The sequence below is a fragment of the Cupriavidus sp. GW822-FHT03E04 genome, from assembly GCF_058801495.1.
In genome coordinates, this window is the sequence record NZ_JBXANI010000023.1 from 1 (window position 1) to 13,347 (window position 13,347).

General features: G+C 66.5%; 12 protein-coding genes and 1 pseudogene. 5 read left to right on the top strand and 8 right to left on the bottom strand.

From position 1 onward, the window contains the following. Together AC1RQC_RS28970 and AC1RQC_RS28975 are read left to right on the top strand one after the other, a co-directional pair. Positions 1-1,101: methylmalonyl-CoA mutase family protein (locus tag AC1RQC_RS28970; RefSeq protein ID WP_492885384.1), on the top strand; the 1,101-nt coding region annotated here is incomplete at its 5' end. Positions 1,102-1,112: 11 nt separating this feature from the next. Beyond that, positions 1,113-1,497, top strand: a pseudogene (locus AC1RQC_RS28975) (hydantoinase B/oxoprolinase family protein); the annotation flags it as partial. A 39-nt stretch (positions 1,498-1,536) separates the two neighbouring features. Here AC1RQC_RS28975 and AC1RQC_RS28980 read toward each other — a convergent pair. The 4 genes from AC1RQC_RS28980 to AC1RQC_RS28995 all read right to left on the bottom strand — a co-directional run bounded on the left by AC1RQC_RS28980 (position 1,537) and on the right by AC1RQC_RS28995 (position 5,380). Then, positions 1,537-3,021, bottom strand: a complete 1,485-nt coding sequence (locus AC1RQC_RS28980; RefSeq protein WP_492808833.1) for an NAD-dependent succinate-semialdehyde dehydrogenase — start codon at positions 3,019-3,021, stop codon at positions 1,537-1,539. Positions 3,022-3,091: 70 nt separating this feature from the next. Continuing rightward, positions 3,092-4,192 (bottom strand): tartrate dehydrogenase, encoded by a 1,101-nt coding sequence (locus AC1RQC_RS28985; RefSeq protein WP_492808835.1) that lies wholly within the window; start codon positions 4,190-4,192, stop codon positions 3,092-3,094. A gap of 43 nt (positions 4,193-4,235) precedes the next feature. Further along, the gene (locus AC1RQC_RS28990; RefSeq protein ID WP_492808837.1) at positions 4,236-4,949 is read right to left on the bottom strand and encodes an HAD-IA family hydrolase; all 714 of its coding nucleotides are present in this window, start codon (positions 4,947-4,949) and stop codon (positions 4,236-4,238) included. 26 nt (positions 4,950-4,975) lie between these two features. Continuing rightward, positions 4,976-5,380 carry a helix-turn-helix domain-containing protein gene (locus AC1RQC_RS28995; RefSeq protein WP_492808839.1) on the bottom strand — a complete coding sequence of 135 codons (405 nt, stop codon included), beginning with the start codon at positions 5,378-5,380 and terminating at the stop codon, positions 4,976-4,978. Between the two features lie 249 nt (positions 5,381-5,629). Between AC1RQC_RS28995 and AC1RQC_RS29000 the strand changes: the two genes are divergently transcribed. Further along, positions 5,630-5,977 carry a cupin domain-containing protein gene (locus AC1RQC_RS29000; protein ID WP_492808841.1) on the top strand — a complete coding sequence of 116 codons (348 nt, stop codon included), beginning with the start codon at positions 5,630-5,632 and terminating at the stop codon, positions 5,975-5,977. 29 nt (positions 5,978-6,006) lie between these two features. Here the strand turns inward: AC1RQC_RS29000 and AC1RQC_RS29005 are convergent, their stop codons facing one another. From AC1RQC_RS29005 to AC1RQC_RS29020, 4 genes are all read right to left on the bottom strand, one after another. After that, entirely contained in the window at positions 6,007-6,501 is a 495-nt protein-coding gene (locus AC1RQC_RS29005; protein WP_492808842.1) for an Lrp/AsnC family transcriptional regulator, read from the bottom strand. 76 nt (positions 6,502-6,577) lie between these two features. Then, entirely contained in the window at positions 6,578-7,957 is a 1,380-nt protein-coding gene (locus AC1RQC_RS29010; protein ID WP_492808844.1) for an aspartate aminotransferase family protein, read from the bottom strand. 164 nt (positions 7,958-8,121) lie between these two features. Then, on the bottom strand, positions 8,122-9,048 hold the full coding sequence (locus tag AC1RQC_RS29015) for a 2-hydroxyacid dehydrogenase (protein WP_492808846.1): 927 nt from the start codon (positions 9,046-9,048) through the stop codon (positions 8,122-8,124). A gap of 12 nt (positions 9,049-9,060) precedes the next feature. Beyond that, a complete protein-coding gene (locus AC1RQC_RS29020; protein ID WP_492808848.1) occupies positions 9,061-9,915 on the bottom strand; it encodes a GNAT family N-acetyltransferase in 855 nt (284 codons plus the stop codon). 434 nt (positions 9,916-10,349) lie between these two features. On the opposite strand from AC1RQC_RS29020, the gene AC1RQC_RS29025 reads away from it, so the two are divergent. Then, positions 10,350-11,630 carry an NAD(P)/FAD-dependent oxidoreductase gene (locus AC1RQC_RS29025; RefSeq protein ID WP_492808850.1) on the top strand — a complete coding sequence of 427 codons (1,281 nt, stop codon included), beginning with the start codon at positions 10,350-10,352 and terminating at the stop codon, positions 11,628-11,630. 92 nt (positions 11,631-11,722) lie between these two features. Then, positions 11,723-13,345, top strand: coding sequence for an ABC transporter substrate-binding protein (locus AC1RQC_RS29030; protein WP_492808852.1), 1,623 nt, complete (start codon positions 11,723-11,725; stop codon positions 13,343-13,345). The last annotated feature ends 2 nt before the right edge of the window (positions 13,346-13,347 follow it).

Sequence of the window (13,347 nt, forward strand, 5' to 3'; positions counted from 1 at the left end):
GCATTGCCCAGCGCCGCATCGGCCCGCCTCGCGCGGGACACCCAGTTGATCCTGCAGCACGAGATGGGCCTGTGCGACGTGGCCGACCCATGGGCGGGCTCCTACATGATGGAAGCGCTCACGGCGCAAATGGCGGACAAGGTGCGTGCGCTGATGGCGGAGATTGCCGCTGCCGGTGGCGTGCTGGCGGCGATCGGCTCGGGCTGGGTCCATGAGCGGATTCATCGCGCCGCCGTGGCCACACAGGCCGATATCGACGAAGGGCGGCGCGTGATAGTCGGCGTCAACCGTTACCAGGCCCCCGTGGACGAGGAACCGGCCTGCCTGGAGATCGATGGCCGGCAGGTCCGGGCGCAGCAGGGCGAGCGGCTGTCCCGCCTGAAGGCAAGCCGCGATGGCGCGGCCGTGGCACAGGCGTTGCGTGCGCTAACGGCCGCCGCACGCAGCGGCGAGCAAAACCTGCTGTCCCTGACCATGAACGCCATCCGCTGCCGCGCGACCCTCGGCGAGTGCACGCAGGCGCTGGAACGGGTGTGGCCGCGCCATGCGATGGCGCCTCGCTACGCCCGCCAAGCCTATGGCGAGGCATTGCACGACAGCCCGGCCTGGGACGCGGCCTGCGAGCAGGTCCGCGTGCTGGCCGCGCGCCTGGGCAGGGCGCCGCGCATCCTCATTGCCAAGCTGGGGCAGGATGGGCATGACCGCGGCGCCAAGGCCGTGGCCGCGGCGCTCTCCGATGCCGGGTTTGCGGTCACGTTGGGGCCGCTGTTCCAGTCGCCCCAAGACGCCGTGGCGATGGCCCTGCACGGGCAGGTCGACGCGGTGGGCGCATCTTCCCTGGCGGGCGCGCACCTGGCGTTGCTGCCTTGCCTGATCGATGGACTGCGCGATGGACTGTGCGATGGCCGGCTAGGCGCGCTGGTCTTCGCGGGCGGCGTGATTCCCGCCAGCCACGCCCGGCGGCTGCGCGCCCAGGGCGTGAGCGCGATCTTCGGGCCGGGTGCGACCATGGCGGCCATCGTCATGGGGATCTCGGACGCATTGCTGCGGCACGCGGGCAAGGCACGCTTGCCAGATGCTTCGCTGGATCAAGCCGGATAGCGCCCAGTACGCTGGGTGTTGTGGCGTTGAGCCTGGGAACCATGAACAACTTCACGTTTGCGTACTACGAGACCATCTCCAGCGGGAGTGGCGCAGGCGATGGCTACCATGGTACCGATACGGTCTAGACGCATATGACCAATTCGCGGCTGACGGATCCGGAGATTCTCGCGTGGCGCTATCCGGTCAGGCTCGACAGCCACGTGATCCGCCACGGCTCGGGCGGCGGCGGGCGCTGGCGGCGCGGCAACGGCGCGATCCGGCGCGTGCGCTTCCTGACGCCAATGATCGCCCCGATCCTGTCGAAAAAACGGGTACTCGCGCCTTCTTGGCGCGGCGAGCGGTGGCGCCGGTGCACTCGGCTGGGCGCACATCGGGCGAATGTTGGGGTGCGTCTATCAAGCGGTACCGGAGCCGGCGTTTATCAGGAAAGTGCTAACCCAGATTGCCCTGGCAAAGATACTTCGTCTGCGTGTAGTCATCCAACCCGTACTTTGATCCTTCCCGCCCATAGCCCGATTCCTTGACGCCGCCAAAGGGCGCGGCTTCCGCTGCAATGGCGCCCTCGTTGATGCCGACGATGCCAGTCTCCAGCGCCTGCGCCACGCGCCAGATGCGGCGCACGTCGTTGGAGTAGAAGTAAGCGGCCAGGCCGAACGGCGTGTCGTTGGCTTGCGCGATGACGTCCTGCTCGGTATGGAAGCGGAACACCGGCGCTACCGGGCCAAAGGTTTCCTCGCACGACAGCGCCATTTCAGGGGTAGCTTGCGTGAGCACGGTCGGCAGGTAGTAGTTGGGACCGTCGGCCACCGCATTGCGCACGCGCTCGCCGCCCGCCATCACGCGCGCGCCGAGGCGGACGGCGTCCTTCACGTGGCGCTCGATCTTTTCCACCGCGCGGGCGTTGATCATGGGACCGATCTGCGAGTCCGGATGCGTGGCCGGGCCGATCGCCAGGGCGGCCACCTTTTTCGAGAGCCGGGCGACAAAGTCGTCATGGACTCCGTCCTGCACATAGATCCGGTTGGGGCAGACGCAGGTCTGGCCGCCATTGCGGAACTTGGATGCCATCAAGCCTTCCACCGCGGCGTCGAGGTCGGCATCGTCGAACACGATGAACGGTGCATTGCCGCCGAGTTCCAGCGACAGCCGCTTGAGGGTGCCGGCGGATTCGCGCGCCAGGTGCTTGCCAACCGGCGTTGAGCCGGTGAACGTGATCTTGCGCACGCGGGAGTCGGCCAGCCAGACATCGACCACCTCGGGCGCGCGCTCGCGCGATGCCGTGACGATATTCAGCACGCCTTCCGGGAATCCGGCCTGTTCGGCCAGCCAGACCAGCGCCAGCGCGGTGAGCGGCGTGTCTTCCGCCGGCTTGGCGATCACCGTGCAGCCGGCGGCGAGCGCCGGCGCGATCTTGCGCGCGATCATGGCCAGCGGGAAGTTCCACGGCGTGATGGCGGCCACCACGCCGACTGGTTCTTTCAGTACCATCATCTTCCTGCCGGGCACAGCTTCGGGGATGATGTCGCCGTATCCACGGGTCGCTTCGGCCGCGAACCAGTCCACATAGGCGGCGCCGTACAGCACCTCGCCAATGCCTTCCTTGAGCGGTTTTCCCTGTTCCAGGGAGATCAGGCTGCCCAGTGCCTCCTGGTTCGACAGGATCAAGGCGTGCCAGCGCTTGAGCAGGCGTGCGCGCTCCGCTGCCGGGCGTGCGGCCCAGGCGGGGAAGGCGCCCTGCGCGACATCCACTGCCGCCAGCGCGTCGGCGGCGCCGCTGTCCGGCACGCTGCCGATGGTCTCGCCGTTTGCCGGGTCGCTCACGTCCATACGGCGGCCGTCGCGTGCGTCGCACCAGGTGTGCTGGATAAAGTTCTTGTCGCGCAGCAGCGCGGCGCAGGTCTGTTTCAGGGCGGTCATGGCTTAGGGTCCGGAAATGCTTGGCGGTTGCCTGGCGCCGCGCTTCCTGCGCGGCCCAGGCGGGGGCGCATCAGGCAGGCAATGCGGCGGCGGCCACCCGTTCGGCAATCGCCTTGCCGAGATCGGTGGTGCTGGCGCTGCCGCCCAGGTCGGGTGTGTGCGGGCCTTCGGCCAGCACGATTTCGATCGCCCGCAGGATGGCATCGTGCGCGGCGCGGAACGTTGGTTTGCCGTTGCCCAGGAAGTCCAGCATCAACGCGCCGGACCATATCATCGCCACGGGGTTGGCGATGTTCTTACCATGGATGTCGGGCGCGGAGCCGTGCACGGGCTCGAACAGCGAGGGGAAGGCGCGCTCCGGGTTGAGGTTGGCCGAGGGCGCAAGCCCGATGGTGCCGGTGGTTGCGGGGCCTAGGTCCGACAGGATATCGCCGAACAGGTTGGAGGCGACCACCACATCGAAGCGGTTGGGCTGCAGTACGAAGCGCGCCGAGAGGATGTCGATGTGCTGCTTGTCGACCGTTATCTCGGGGTAGTCGCGTGCCATGGCTTCCGCGCGCGAGTCCCACCATGGCATGCTGACGGCGATCCCGTTGGATTTCGTGGCCACCGTCAGATGCTTGCGCTCGCGGCTCTGTGCTAGCTCAAAGGCGAACTTCAGCACGCGGTCGGCGCCCAGCCGGGAGAACACTGACTGCTGCAATACCACCTCGCGATCGGTGCCTTCGTACATGACCCCGCCGATCGCGGTGTATTCCCCTTCCGTGTTCTCGCGCACCACGTAGTAATCGATGTCGCCACGGCGGCGATTGGCCAGGGGGCAGGGCACGCCTTCGAACAGACGTACCGGGCGCAGGTTGATGTACTGGTCGAACTCGCGGCGGAACTTCAGCAGCGAGCCCCACAGCGAGACATGGTCCGGCACGGTGGCAGGCCAGCCGACTGCGCCAAAGTAGATTGCGTCGCAGGACTGCAGCTGGGCCTTCCAGTCGTCCGGCATCATCTTTCCGGTCTTCTCGAAGTAGGCACAGTTGGCCCAGTCGAAGGTCACGAAGCGCAGCGGCAAGCCGAAGCGCTCTGCCGCTGCCTTCAGTACCCGCAGGCCCTCGGGCATGACTTCATTGCCGATGCCGTCTCCGGCGATCACGGCAATGGTGTAGGGGTGGCTCATGGCAATTCTTGGTCGGGTTGGGCGGAGGGCATATCGTTCGCGCTCAGGCGGCGGACTGCTGCGCGGCGGCGTCCACGGCGTCGGCCAACTCTGCCAGCGTGGCGAAGTGATAGTCGGGCTTGGTCAGCTGGGGCACTGCCAGCGTGCCGCCAAAGCCAGGCATGCCCTTGCGGCGCTCGATCCAGCAGGTGGTGTAGCCAAGCTGGCGCGCCACGCCGATGTCGTGATACTGGCTTTGCGCCACGTGCAGCGTCTCGGCCTGGGTATAGCCGCGCGCGCTGAGCCGTCCGCGGGTGAAGGCGAAGAACACCGGATCGGGCTTCTCGGTTTGTGCGTCGTCCACGGTGACACTGTCGTCGAACGGCATGTCCAGCGTGCGCTCGAAATGGCGCAGGGCCCAGCGTTGCGCATTGGTCATGGCCACCAGCTTGAAGCGGGCCTTGAGGCGTTTCAGTGCCGCCACCGAGTCCGGGAAGGCCGGCCAGTTGGCCACCGAGTCGCGATATCCGTTGGCCAGTTCCGGCGTATCGGGCAGACCGGCCTCGCGGGCGATTTCGCTCCAGACCCGGACCAGGTCGTCGGGGAAGCGCAGGGCGTTGTTGTTGCCGCGCGCGCGCCGGTAGGCATCGAGAAACGCCTCGTCGGAGATGCCTGCATCGGGCACGGCCTGATGGAGGTAGTTCAGCATGCCGCGCTCGAAATCAATCAGCGTGCCGACGACGTCGAAGCTCAGGACCTTGAATGCATTGAGGGACACGGGATACTCCTTTAGGGTGGGTGGAATCAGGCGACTAGCGTGGTGGAAGTCCGGAGCGCTTGTACATACTGCCCGGGGGTCATGCCGCAGACGCGCTTGAAGTGGCGCTGCAAATGGCTTTGGTCGCAAAAGCCGGCTTCGCTGGCGACGCTCGCTGCGGGAAGGCCGGCGCGCAGGAGTTGCTGGGCATGTCGTATCCGGAGCTTGCAGATGTACTGGTGAGGCGGCAGCCCGACGCGGCTGCGAAACGCCGTGGCAAAGCGGAACAGGCTGAGCCCGGCAACGGTGGCGAGATCCTGCAGCGACAGCCGCTCCGCAAGGTGGCAATGAATATGGTGCAGCGCACGCTCGATGCACAAGGCCGAGCGGCGCGAGGCCGCATGGGCATGCATGGCGGGCGGTGGCAGGAGGGTGGCAAGCGTGTCGGGCATGGCTCAAGGATAGGAGCAGAGCGCCAATCGATGGCACCGTACACCCCCCCTGGCTCAGCAGCGAATTGCGTTATCCGCGCGCTTTCAGCAGTTCCTGCGCCGGGGTGCGAGCGCCGACGCGCTGCACTCGCCTGGGGCCGCGCGGGGCGTTGGCGCAGGCGCAAAAGCGGCAAGATTGTGCAATCCACGCGCGGCTGCCGTCGCTAAGCTGGCGCTTCGACTATGCGATTGACAGGAGTGCGAAACACCATGGCTATACAAGTGATCAGACAGAGCGCGCAGTACGAGGGCCTGGGCGAGCCGGGGGTGGTTCCCGTGCCGCTGAGCGAGCCGGCCTGCCAGGTCCGCACGCGGGCAGTGCGCATCTCGGGGAGCGAGGACAGGGATACCGGGATCTGGGAGTGCAGCGTGGGCAGCTTTGCGCGGCAGGTGGAGAAGGCCGAGGTTATGCACATTCTTGCCGGCAGCGGCGTGTTCAAGCCCGAGGCGGGTGAAGTGGTGCGGTTCAGCGCCGGCGATACCTTGTTCTTCCCGGCCAACACGCGTGGTGCGTGGGAGATCCGGGAGACGGTCCGGAAGGTATACGTGCTGATGTAAGGGCGGTAAGGCCAACGCCCCGGCGGCCGTCAGGCGGCCGGGGTGATCAGCTTCTCGATGGGATAGTGGTGCTTGATGAACGGCGACTTAATAACGATGTAGCTGAAGTACTTCTCGATGCCGATGCTACGGTCCAGCAGTTCGTCGATGATGGACTGGTAGTGATTGACCCCGCGCGTGATGAACTTGAGCAGGTAGTCGTAGCCGCCGCTGACCAGGTGGCACTCCATGATCTCGTCGATGCTGCGGATGCTGGTCTCGAACCGCACGAAGTCATCCCGGCGATGGTTCGACAGCGTGATTTCCGTGAACACGGTAAGCGTGTCGCCGAGCTTCTCCAGCTGGACCTGCGCACCGTAGCCAACGACATAGCCCGCCTGCTCCAGGCGCTTGACCCGGATCAGGCAGGGGCTGGGAGACAGCCCCACGGCTTCGGCCAGGTCCACATTGGTGATGCGGCCGTTCTTCTGCAGGTGCGAGAGGATCCGGAGGTCCAGCCGATCGAGCTTTTTAGAGTCGTTCATGGATGTCTATGCGCCAGGTTGCACGGCTCTATTCTGCTGGATTGCGGCGGCCTCCGGCCATTTTTTCTGCGCTCGCTCAGGCCAGCGCCTTGCGCACGTCGGGGGCTTCCAGGACTTCGTCTAGTGCCTTCTTCAGTCTGGAGAACATCAGCTCGAAGTCCTCTGCCGTGAAGCACAGCGCCGGGGCAAAGCCGAGGATGTTGTCGCCGAACGCCCGGTAGATCAGTCCGTTGCGATAGCCCGCGGCAAACAGCCGGTCCGACAGCCCGAGAGCTGGATCGAAGCCGCGCTTGCTGGACTTGTCGCTGACAAGTTCCAGTGCGCCGAGCAAGCCCAGGTGCCGGGCGTCGCCGACCAGCGGATGCGCCATCAAGGCCTGCAGGCCCTCGGCGAAATGCCGCTCCACCGCCTGGCCGTTGGCCAGCAGCCCGCCCTCCTGGTAAAGGCGGAGTACCTCAAGCGCCACAGCGGCGCTGACCGGATGCGCGGAGTAGGTCATGCCGTGACCCACCGGCACGCCACGCGGCGTGCCGTCGGCAATGCCAGCGTAGATGGCGTCGGACATCAGTACCGCGCCCATGGGTGCGTAGCCGGCGGTCAGCCCCTTGGCCACCGTCATCAGGTCCGGCTCAACGCCTTCGTGCTCGCACGCGAACATGGGGCCGGTGCGCCCGAAGCCGGTGATGACCTCATCGGCCACGAACAGGATATCGAGCTCGCGGCATGCCTCGCGCATGGCCTTGAGCCAGCCTTTCGGCGGCACGATCACGCCGCCGGAACCCTGCACGGGCTCGCAGAAGAAGGCCGCCACGTTCTCGGCGCCGAGCGCCGCGACCTTGGCGCGCAGGGCGGCGACCGAGGCAGCAATGACCGCAGCGCCATCGTCGCCCACCGGGCTGCGATACGGGTAAGGCGACGGGATGTAGTGCTGTTCCTGGCGCGGCAGGTCGAAGCCGCGGTGAAAGGCCGGCAGCGCCGTCAGCCCCGCGCCGAACGACGACGAGCCGTGGTAGCCGCGCTCCAGCGAAATGAATTGCTTCTTGGACGGGCGGCCCGTGGCGTTGTAGTAGCACGTGATGAAGCGCACGGCCGAGTCCACGGCGTCGGAGCCGCCAAGGGAGAAGTAGACGTGGCGCAGCGACGCGGGGGCCAGTTGCACTAGCTTGGCGGCGAGTTCGATGGCGGGCTCGCTGCTGAAATGGAAGTAGCCGGTGGCGTAGGGCAGGCGGCTCATCTGCCGGGCCGCGGCCTCCACCACGCTCTGCTGGCCGTAGCCGATATTGACGCACCACAGCCCCGCGAACGCGTCCAGCAGCTCGTTGCCGTTGGCGTCGGTCACGTAGGCGCCACGGCCAGAGCTGAGGATGGTGGGGCCGCGTTCTTCGTGGGTGCGCCACGGCGATACCGGGTGGATCAGGTGGGCACGGTCAAGGGCGATGAGCTGGTCGGATTGCATGTTCGGGTTCCGGGCAGTGGACGATGGACGATGGGCTGTGGGCAATGGATGGTTGCTGTCAGCTTATTCCCGGAGGGCAGGCGGGTGCTGCTGGAAAGCGGGCCCGGCGCGGAAGGCCGTGGGGTTATGCGCGCGCATTCAGCAGGAAATGCTGCACGGCAGCCTCAATAGCCGCGCCCGCGGTCGACCAGCCCGACGAGCGGTTCGCCCGCACGGTGGCGGCGGATATTGTCCAGCACGACGTCGACGGCGGTCTCCGGCTGCGTCATGCTGGCAACGTGCGGCGTCAGCCAGATGCGGGGATGGCGCCACAGCGCGTGCCCGTGCGGCAGCGGTTCCTCGGCGCACACGTCGAGCACGGCTGCGGACAAGTGCCCGGCATCCAGGGCCGCGATCAGGTCGGATTCGATCAGGTGCCCGCCGCGCCCTACGTTGACGATGGAGGCGCCGCGCGGCAGGCGGGAGAACAGCTCGCTGTTCAGGATGCCCTGGGTGGCGCGGGTCAGTGGCAGCAGGCAGACCAGGATATCCGTCTCGGACAGGAAGGCCGTGAGCTCGCCGTCGCCGGCATGGCATCGCACGCCATCCAGTGCGTGCCGTGAGCGGCTCCAGCCCAGCCGCTCGAAGCCAAAAGCGCCAAGCGCGTGCAGGCATGCCTTGCCCAGTTCGCCCAGCCCCATGACGCCCACGCGCCGCCGCGCCGCTGGCACGATGCGCCGCACGCGCCATTGCTCGCGCTGCTGCTGCTCGCGATAATCGGTGAGCTGGCGGTGCAGGGCGAGCACCGCCATTGTGACGTACTCCACCATGCCTGCCGCCAGCCCGGGCTCCACCATCCGCACGACAGGCAGTGATGGCGGCAGCGCGGAAAAATCGAACTGGTCGATGCCGGCGCCGACCGAAAAGACCAGTTCCAGGTTGGGGAAGGTGCGGGCGATGTCGGGCGGTGGTTCCCAGGCGGCAAGAAAGCGCACGTCCGCCGGATCGCCCACGTCCGGCCAGAGCCGGAATGCCTGTTCGGGTGCGCGCTCGGCAATCAGGCAGGCCCATTCGGCGCCGCGCTCGGGGTCGGCTTTATATAACAGTGTCAAGGCTTGCTCCGGCTAACCCAGGGATTGCGCTGTCAGCGCCCACAACAGCGGCGACTCGGCCCGCGCCAGCGGTGCGCCGCGCACCATGGCCGTGATCGTGTCGACTTTTTGCAGGCCAAGCGCCTCAAGCCATACGCTCAGCCCACTTTCGGCCGGTACATCGATGCGAACGAAGCGGCGCACGCCATGGTTCACCCAGTGCGCAATCAGTGCCTGCGCGCCGGGCTGGTCGGGCGCCACCACGGGGCCGATCAGTTGTCCCTTGCCGAAGTCGCGCCGGAACGAGAAGCCCAGTGCGGTGCCGTCGCGGTCCAGCACGACGCCGTCGCCGCGCTCGATCAGCCGTTCCAGCAGCGCGTCGCGCGGCATGCCGGTGGCCAGTTGATCGAGCGCCTGAAGCGCCGTGGCATCCGAGCGGCCGAGTGGACGCAGCCGCGCGCCTGGCGCCAGGCCGATGATCGGCGCCGACTGCGCGATACCTTGATGCTGGTGGATCTCGCCGACCGCCTGGAAGCCAAGCGACGCATAGAGCTTGCGCGCGCCGGCGGCGGTGTGCAGCAGCACGGAGCGCTCACCAAGATCCTCGAGCAGCAGACTCACCATGCGCCGCCCAATGCCTTTGCGCTGGAAGGCGGGGGCAACGAGCACCATGCCCAGCGTTGCCCAGGCCGGGCCGAATCGCCACGCCAGGGCCGTACCCACCAGCTTGCCCTGATGCTCCACGGCGATGCCGTCGCCAAGCATCAGCAAGCGCCGCCAGTCGTCCATGCGGTGCGGCCAGCGCGAACTGCGCGAGAGTTCCACCGCGGCTTCAAGGTCCGCCGGGCCAAAGGGCCGGAACGCAAAACCGTCGATCTCCTCGGTCATGAAGTACGCCTCCCGTGATCCCGTGATTCGATTCGAACCCGCATTGTGAGCGTGGATGGCGCATCCGCGCTAGAACGAACTTGCTGGATTGCGGCGATGCGGCAAGCGCGCTGGCGGCGGGCACGCAAAACGGGATGCGCTGCACCCGATCCGGGAAATCCCTAGCGAAAAGTACCGTTAAGCGTGCAATGAACCAGCCTGGCGCACGCCTGAGCACGCCATGCCGAAACAGGCCACTCAAACCATAGTTTCATTCTTCGTGGGGAAGGAAGACGCTACAACCTTGTGTGTCGAGCATGCTCCAATGCATTCATGACGAACGCATGACGAGGCAGCCAGCCTGCCGCGTTCGCATGGTGCAGTTGCACAGAGCCCCTGTTATCGATGCGGGTGTCCTGGCAGATGGCCCGTCAGAATCCACGGAGAGCACGTTCATGAAGCTTGAGTCCTACTGGCTCGATTCCGCGCCGCGCTTCCAGCCGCAAGCACAGGAATTGCCCGCCAGGGCCGATGTGGTGGTCATTGGCGGCGGCTTCACCGGCCTGTCCGCCGCGCTGGCCCTGGCACGCAAGGGCGCCTCGGTGGTCGTGCTGGAAGCGGGCAACGTGGCCAGCGAAGCCTCCGGCCGCAACGGCGGGCATGTGAACAATGGCCTGGCGGTGGACTACGCCGGCCTGGCCGCGAAGCTGGGCGCCGATCGTGCCCGCGCGATGTATCGCAGCTACGATGCGGCCGTCGACACGGTGGAACGCATCATTGGCCAGGAAGGCATCGCTTGCGACTTCAAGCGCAATGGCAAGCTGAAGCTGGCCAGCAAGCCGGAGCACTATGAAGCGCTTGCCCGCACCTATGAGCAATTGCGCGCCAACGTGGATCCCGACGTCGAACTGTTCGACGCCAGCCAGGTGCGCGACGAGGCGCGCAGCGACAGCTTCCATGGCGGGCTGCTCCAGCGCAAGAGCGGGCAGATGCACATGGGGCGCTTTGCCGCCGGCCTGGCCGAGGCCGCCGAGCGCCATGGCGCGCGGATCTTCCAGCAGGCTGCGGTCAGCGGCTGGGAGCGCGGCGGCAGCGGCTTTCGCGTGCACAGCGCGCGGGGTAGCGTGAGCGCCAGTCAGGTGCTGGTAGCCACCGGCACCACGCGCCACGGCCCCTTCAGCACGTTCAGCTACTGGCGCCGGCGCATCGTGCCGATCGGCAGCTTTATCGTCGTCACCGAGCCGCTGGCGCAAGAGATCGCCGCCACGCTGCTGCCGGGACGGCGCACCTATGTCACCACCGCCAACCTGCACAACTACTTCCGCCTTACCGCCGACAACCGGATCATTTTTGGCGGACGCGCGCGCTTTGCCATGTCGGGGATCAAGTCGGACCAGGCGAGCGGGGATATCCTGCGCGCCGCGCTGACGCAGATCTTCCCGGTCATCAAGGAGGTTGGCATCGACTACTGCTGGGGCGGCCTGGTCGACATGACGCGCGACCGCCTGCCGCGGGCAGGCGAGCGCCGCGGCGTCTACTACGCCATGGGCTACAGCGGGCACGGCACGCAGATGTCCGTGCACATGGGCCAGTGCATGGCCGAATTGATGAACGGCACCATGGGCGCCAATCCTTGGCAGGGGTTGCCGTGGCCCGCCATTCCCGCCTATTTCGGGCAGCCCTGGTTCCTGCCCGTGGTCGGGATCTACTACAAGCTGAAAGACCGCCTGCGATGACCGCCTGCCGGTAACAGCCAGACACGTTGTTGATGACTTGAAACCAAGGCCGCGAGGCGGCTATGTCTTCCATCCCCCCTGGAGCGCCTATCATGACTACAGATGCCAAGAAACTGCGGGACCTGCTTGGTGGCGAAAACAACTCGCTGATTTTACGTGCGCTGCAGCAGGGTGCGTCGCGCCGTGACGTGCTGCGGATCCTCACGGCCTGCGGCATGCAGGCCACGCTGGCCGGCGGGCTGGCTTCGACGGCCACTTCCGTCTTCGCGCAGACCCCCAAGCGCGGCGGCAAGATCCGCGTGGCGGGTAATACCGCCTCGGTCTCCGACACGCTGGACCCCGCCAAGCAGTCGAACCAGACGGACTACGTGCGTGGCACCATGTTCTACAACGGCCTCACATCGCTGGACTCGCGGCTGGCGCCGCAGCCCGCGCTTGCCGAGGAATTCCATAGCAGCGACGCGACCGTCTGGACCTTCAAGCTGCGCAAGGGCGTGATGTTCCACGACGGCAAGCCGCTCACGCCGGCCGACGTCGTGTATTCGCTGATGCGCCATAAGGACCCGGCCACCGGCTCCAAGGCCAAGGCGCTGGCCGACCAGATCGAGGAAGTGAAGGCCACCGGCCCGAACGAAATCCGGGTCAAGCTGACTTCGCCCAATGCCGACTTCCCCGTGGTGGTGGGCACCTTCCACTTCCATATCGTCAAGGACGGCACCAAGGACTTCAGCAAGGGCATCGGCACTGGCCCTTACAAATGCAAGGAGTTCAATCCCGGCGTGCGCTCGATTGGCGTGCGCAACGAGGCGTACTGGAAGCCCGGCAAGCCCTACCTGGACGAAATCGAATACGTGGGCATCGGCGACGATGCGGCACGGGTCAACGCGCTGCTCTCCGGCGACCTGCAACTGATCGGCTCGGTCAATCCGCGCTCGGTGCAACGCATCGCGCAGACACCGGGCTTTGGCATCTTCGAGACGCCGTCCGGGCAGTACACCGATCTCGTCATGCGGCGCGACGCGGCCCCGGGCAACAATCCCGATTTCGTGCTGGCCATGAAGTACATGTTCGACCGCGAGCAGATGCGGCGCGCGGTGCTGCTCGGCCATGGCGTGATCGGCAACGACCAGCCGATCGACCCGACCAACCGCTTCTATTTCCCCGGCTTGCCGCAACGGCCTTACGACCTGGACAAAGCCAAGTTCCATCTGAAGAAGTCGGGGCTCGCCGGTGCCAACCTGCCCCTGGTCGCGTCCACGGCCGCGCTCTACTCCGTGGATATCGCGCTGGTACTGCAGCAGACTGCGCAGAAGGCGGGTTTGAACCTGGACGTCAAGCGCATGCCGCCGGACGGTTACTGGTCCAACTACTGGATGAAGAGCCCGCTCGGCTTCGGCACGGTGAACCCGCGCCCCAGCGCCGATACCCTGTTCACGCTGTTCTTCAAATCCGATGCCACCTGGAACGAAGCCGGCTGGAAGAACGAGAAGTTCGACCAGATGCTGCTGGCGGCGCGCGCCGAGATCGACGAGGCCAAGCGCCGCAAGCTGTACGCCGACATGCAGGTGATGGTCAGCGAGCAGGGCGGCATCGGCATCCCGATGTTCCTCAACAGCCTCGATGGCCATACCTCCAAGCTTAAGGGCCTGGCCCCGATGGGGCTCGGCGGCCTGATGGGCTACTCCTTTGCTGAACATGTCTGGCTAGACGCCTGATC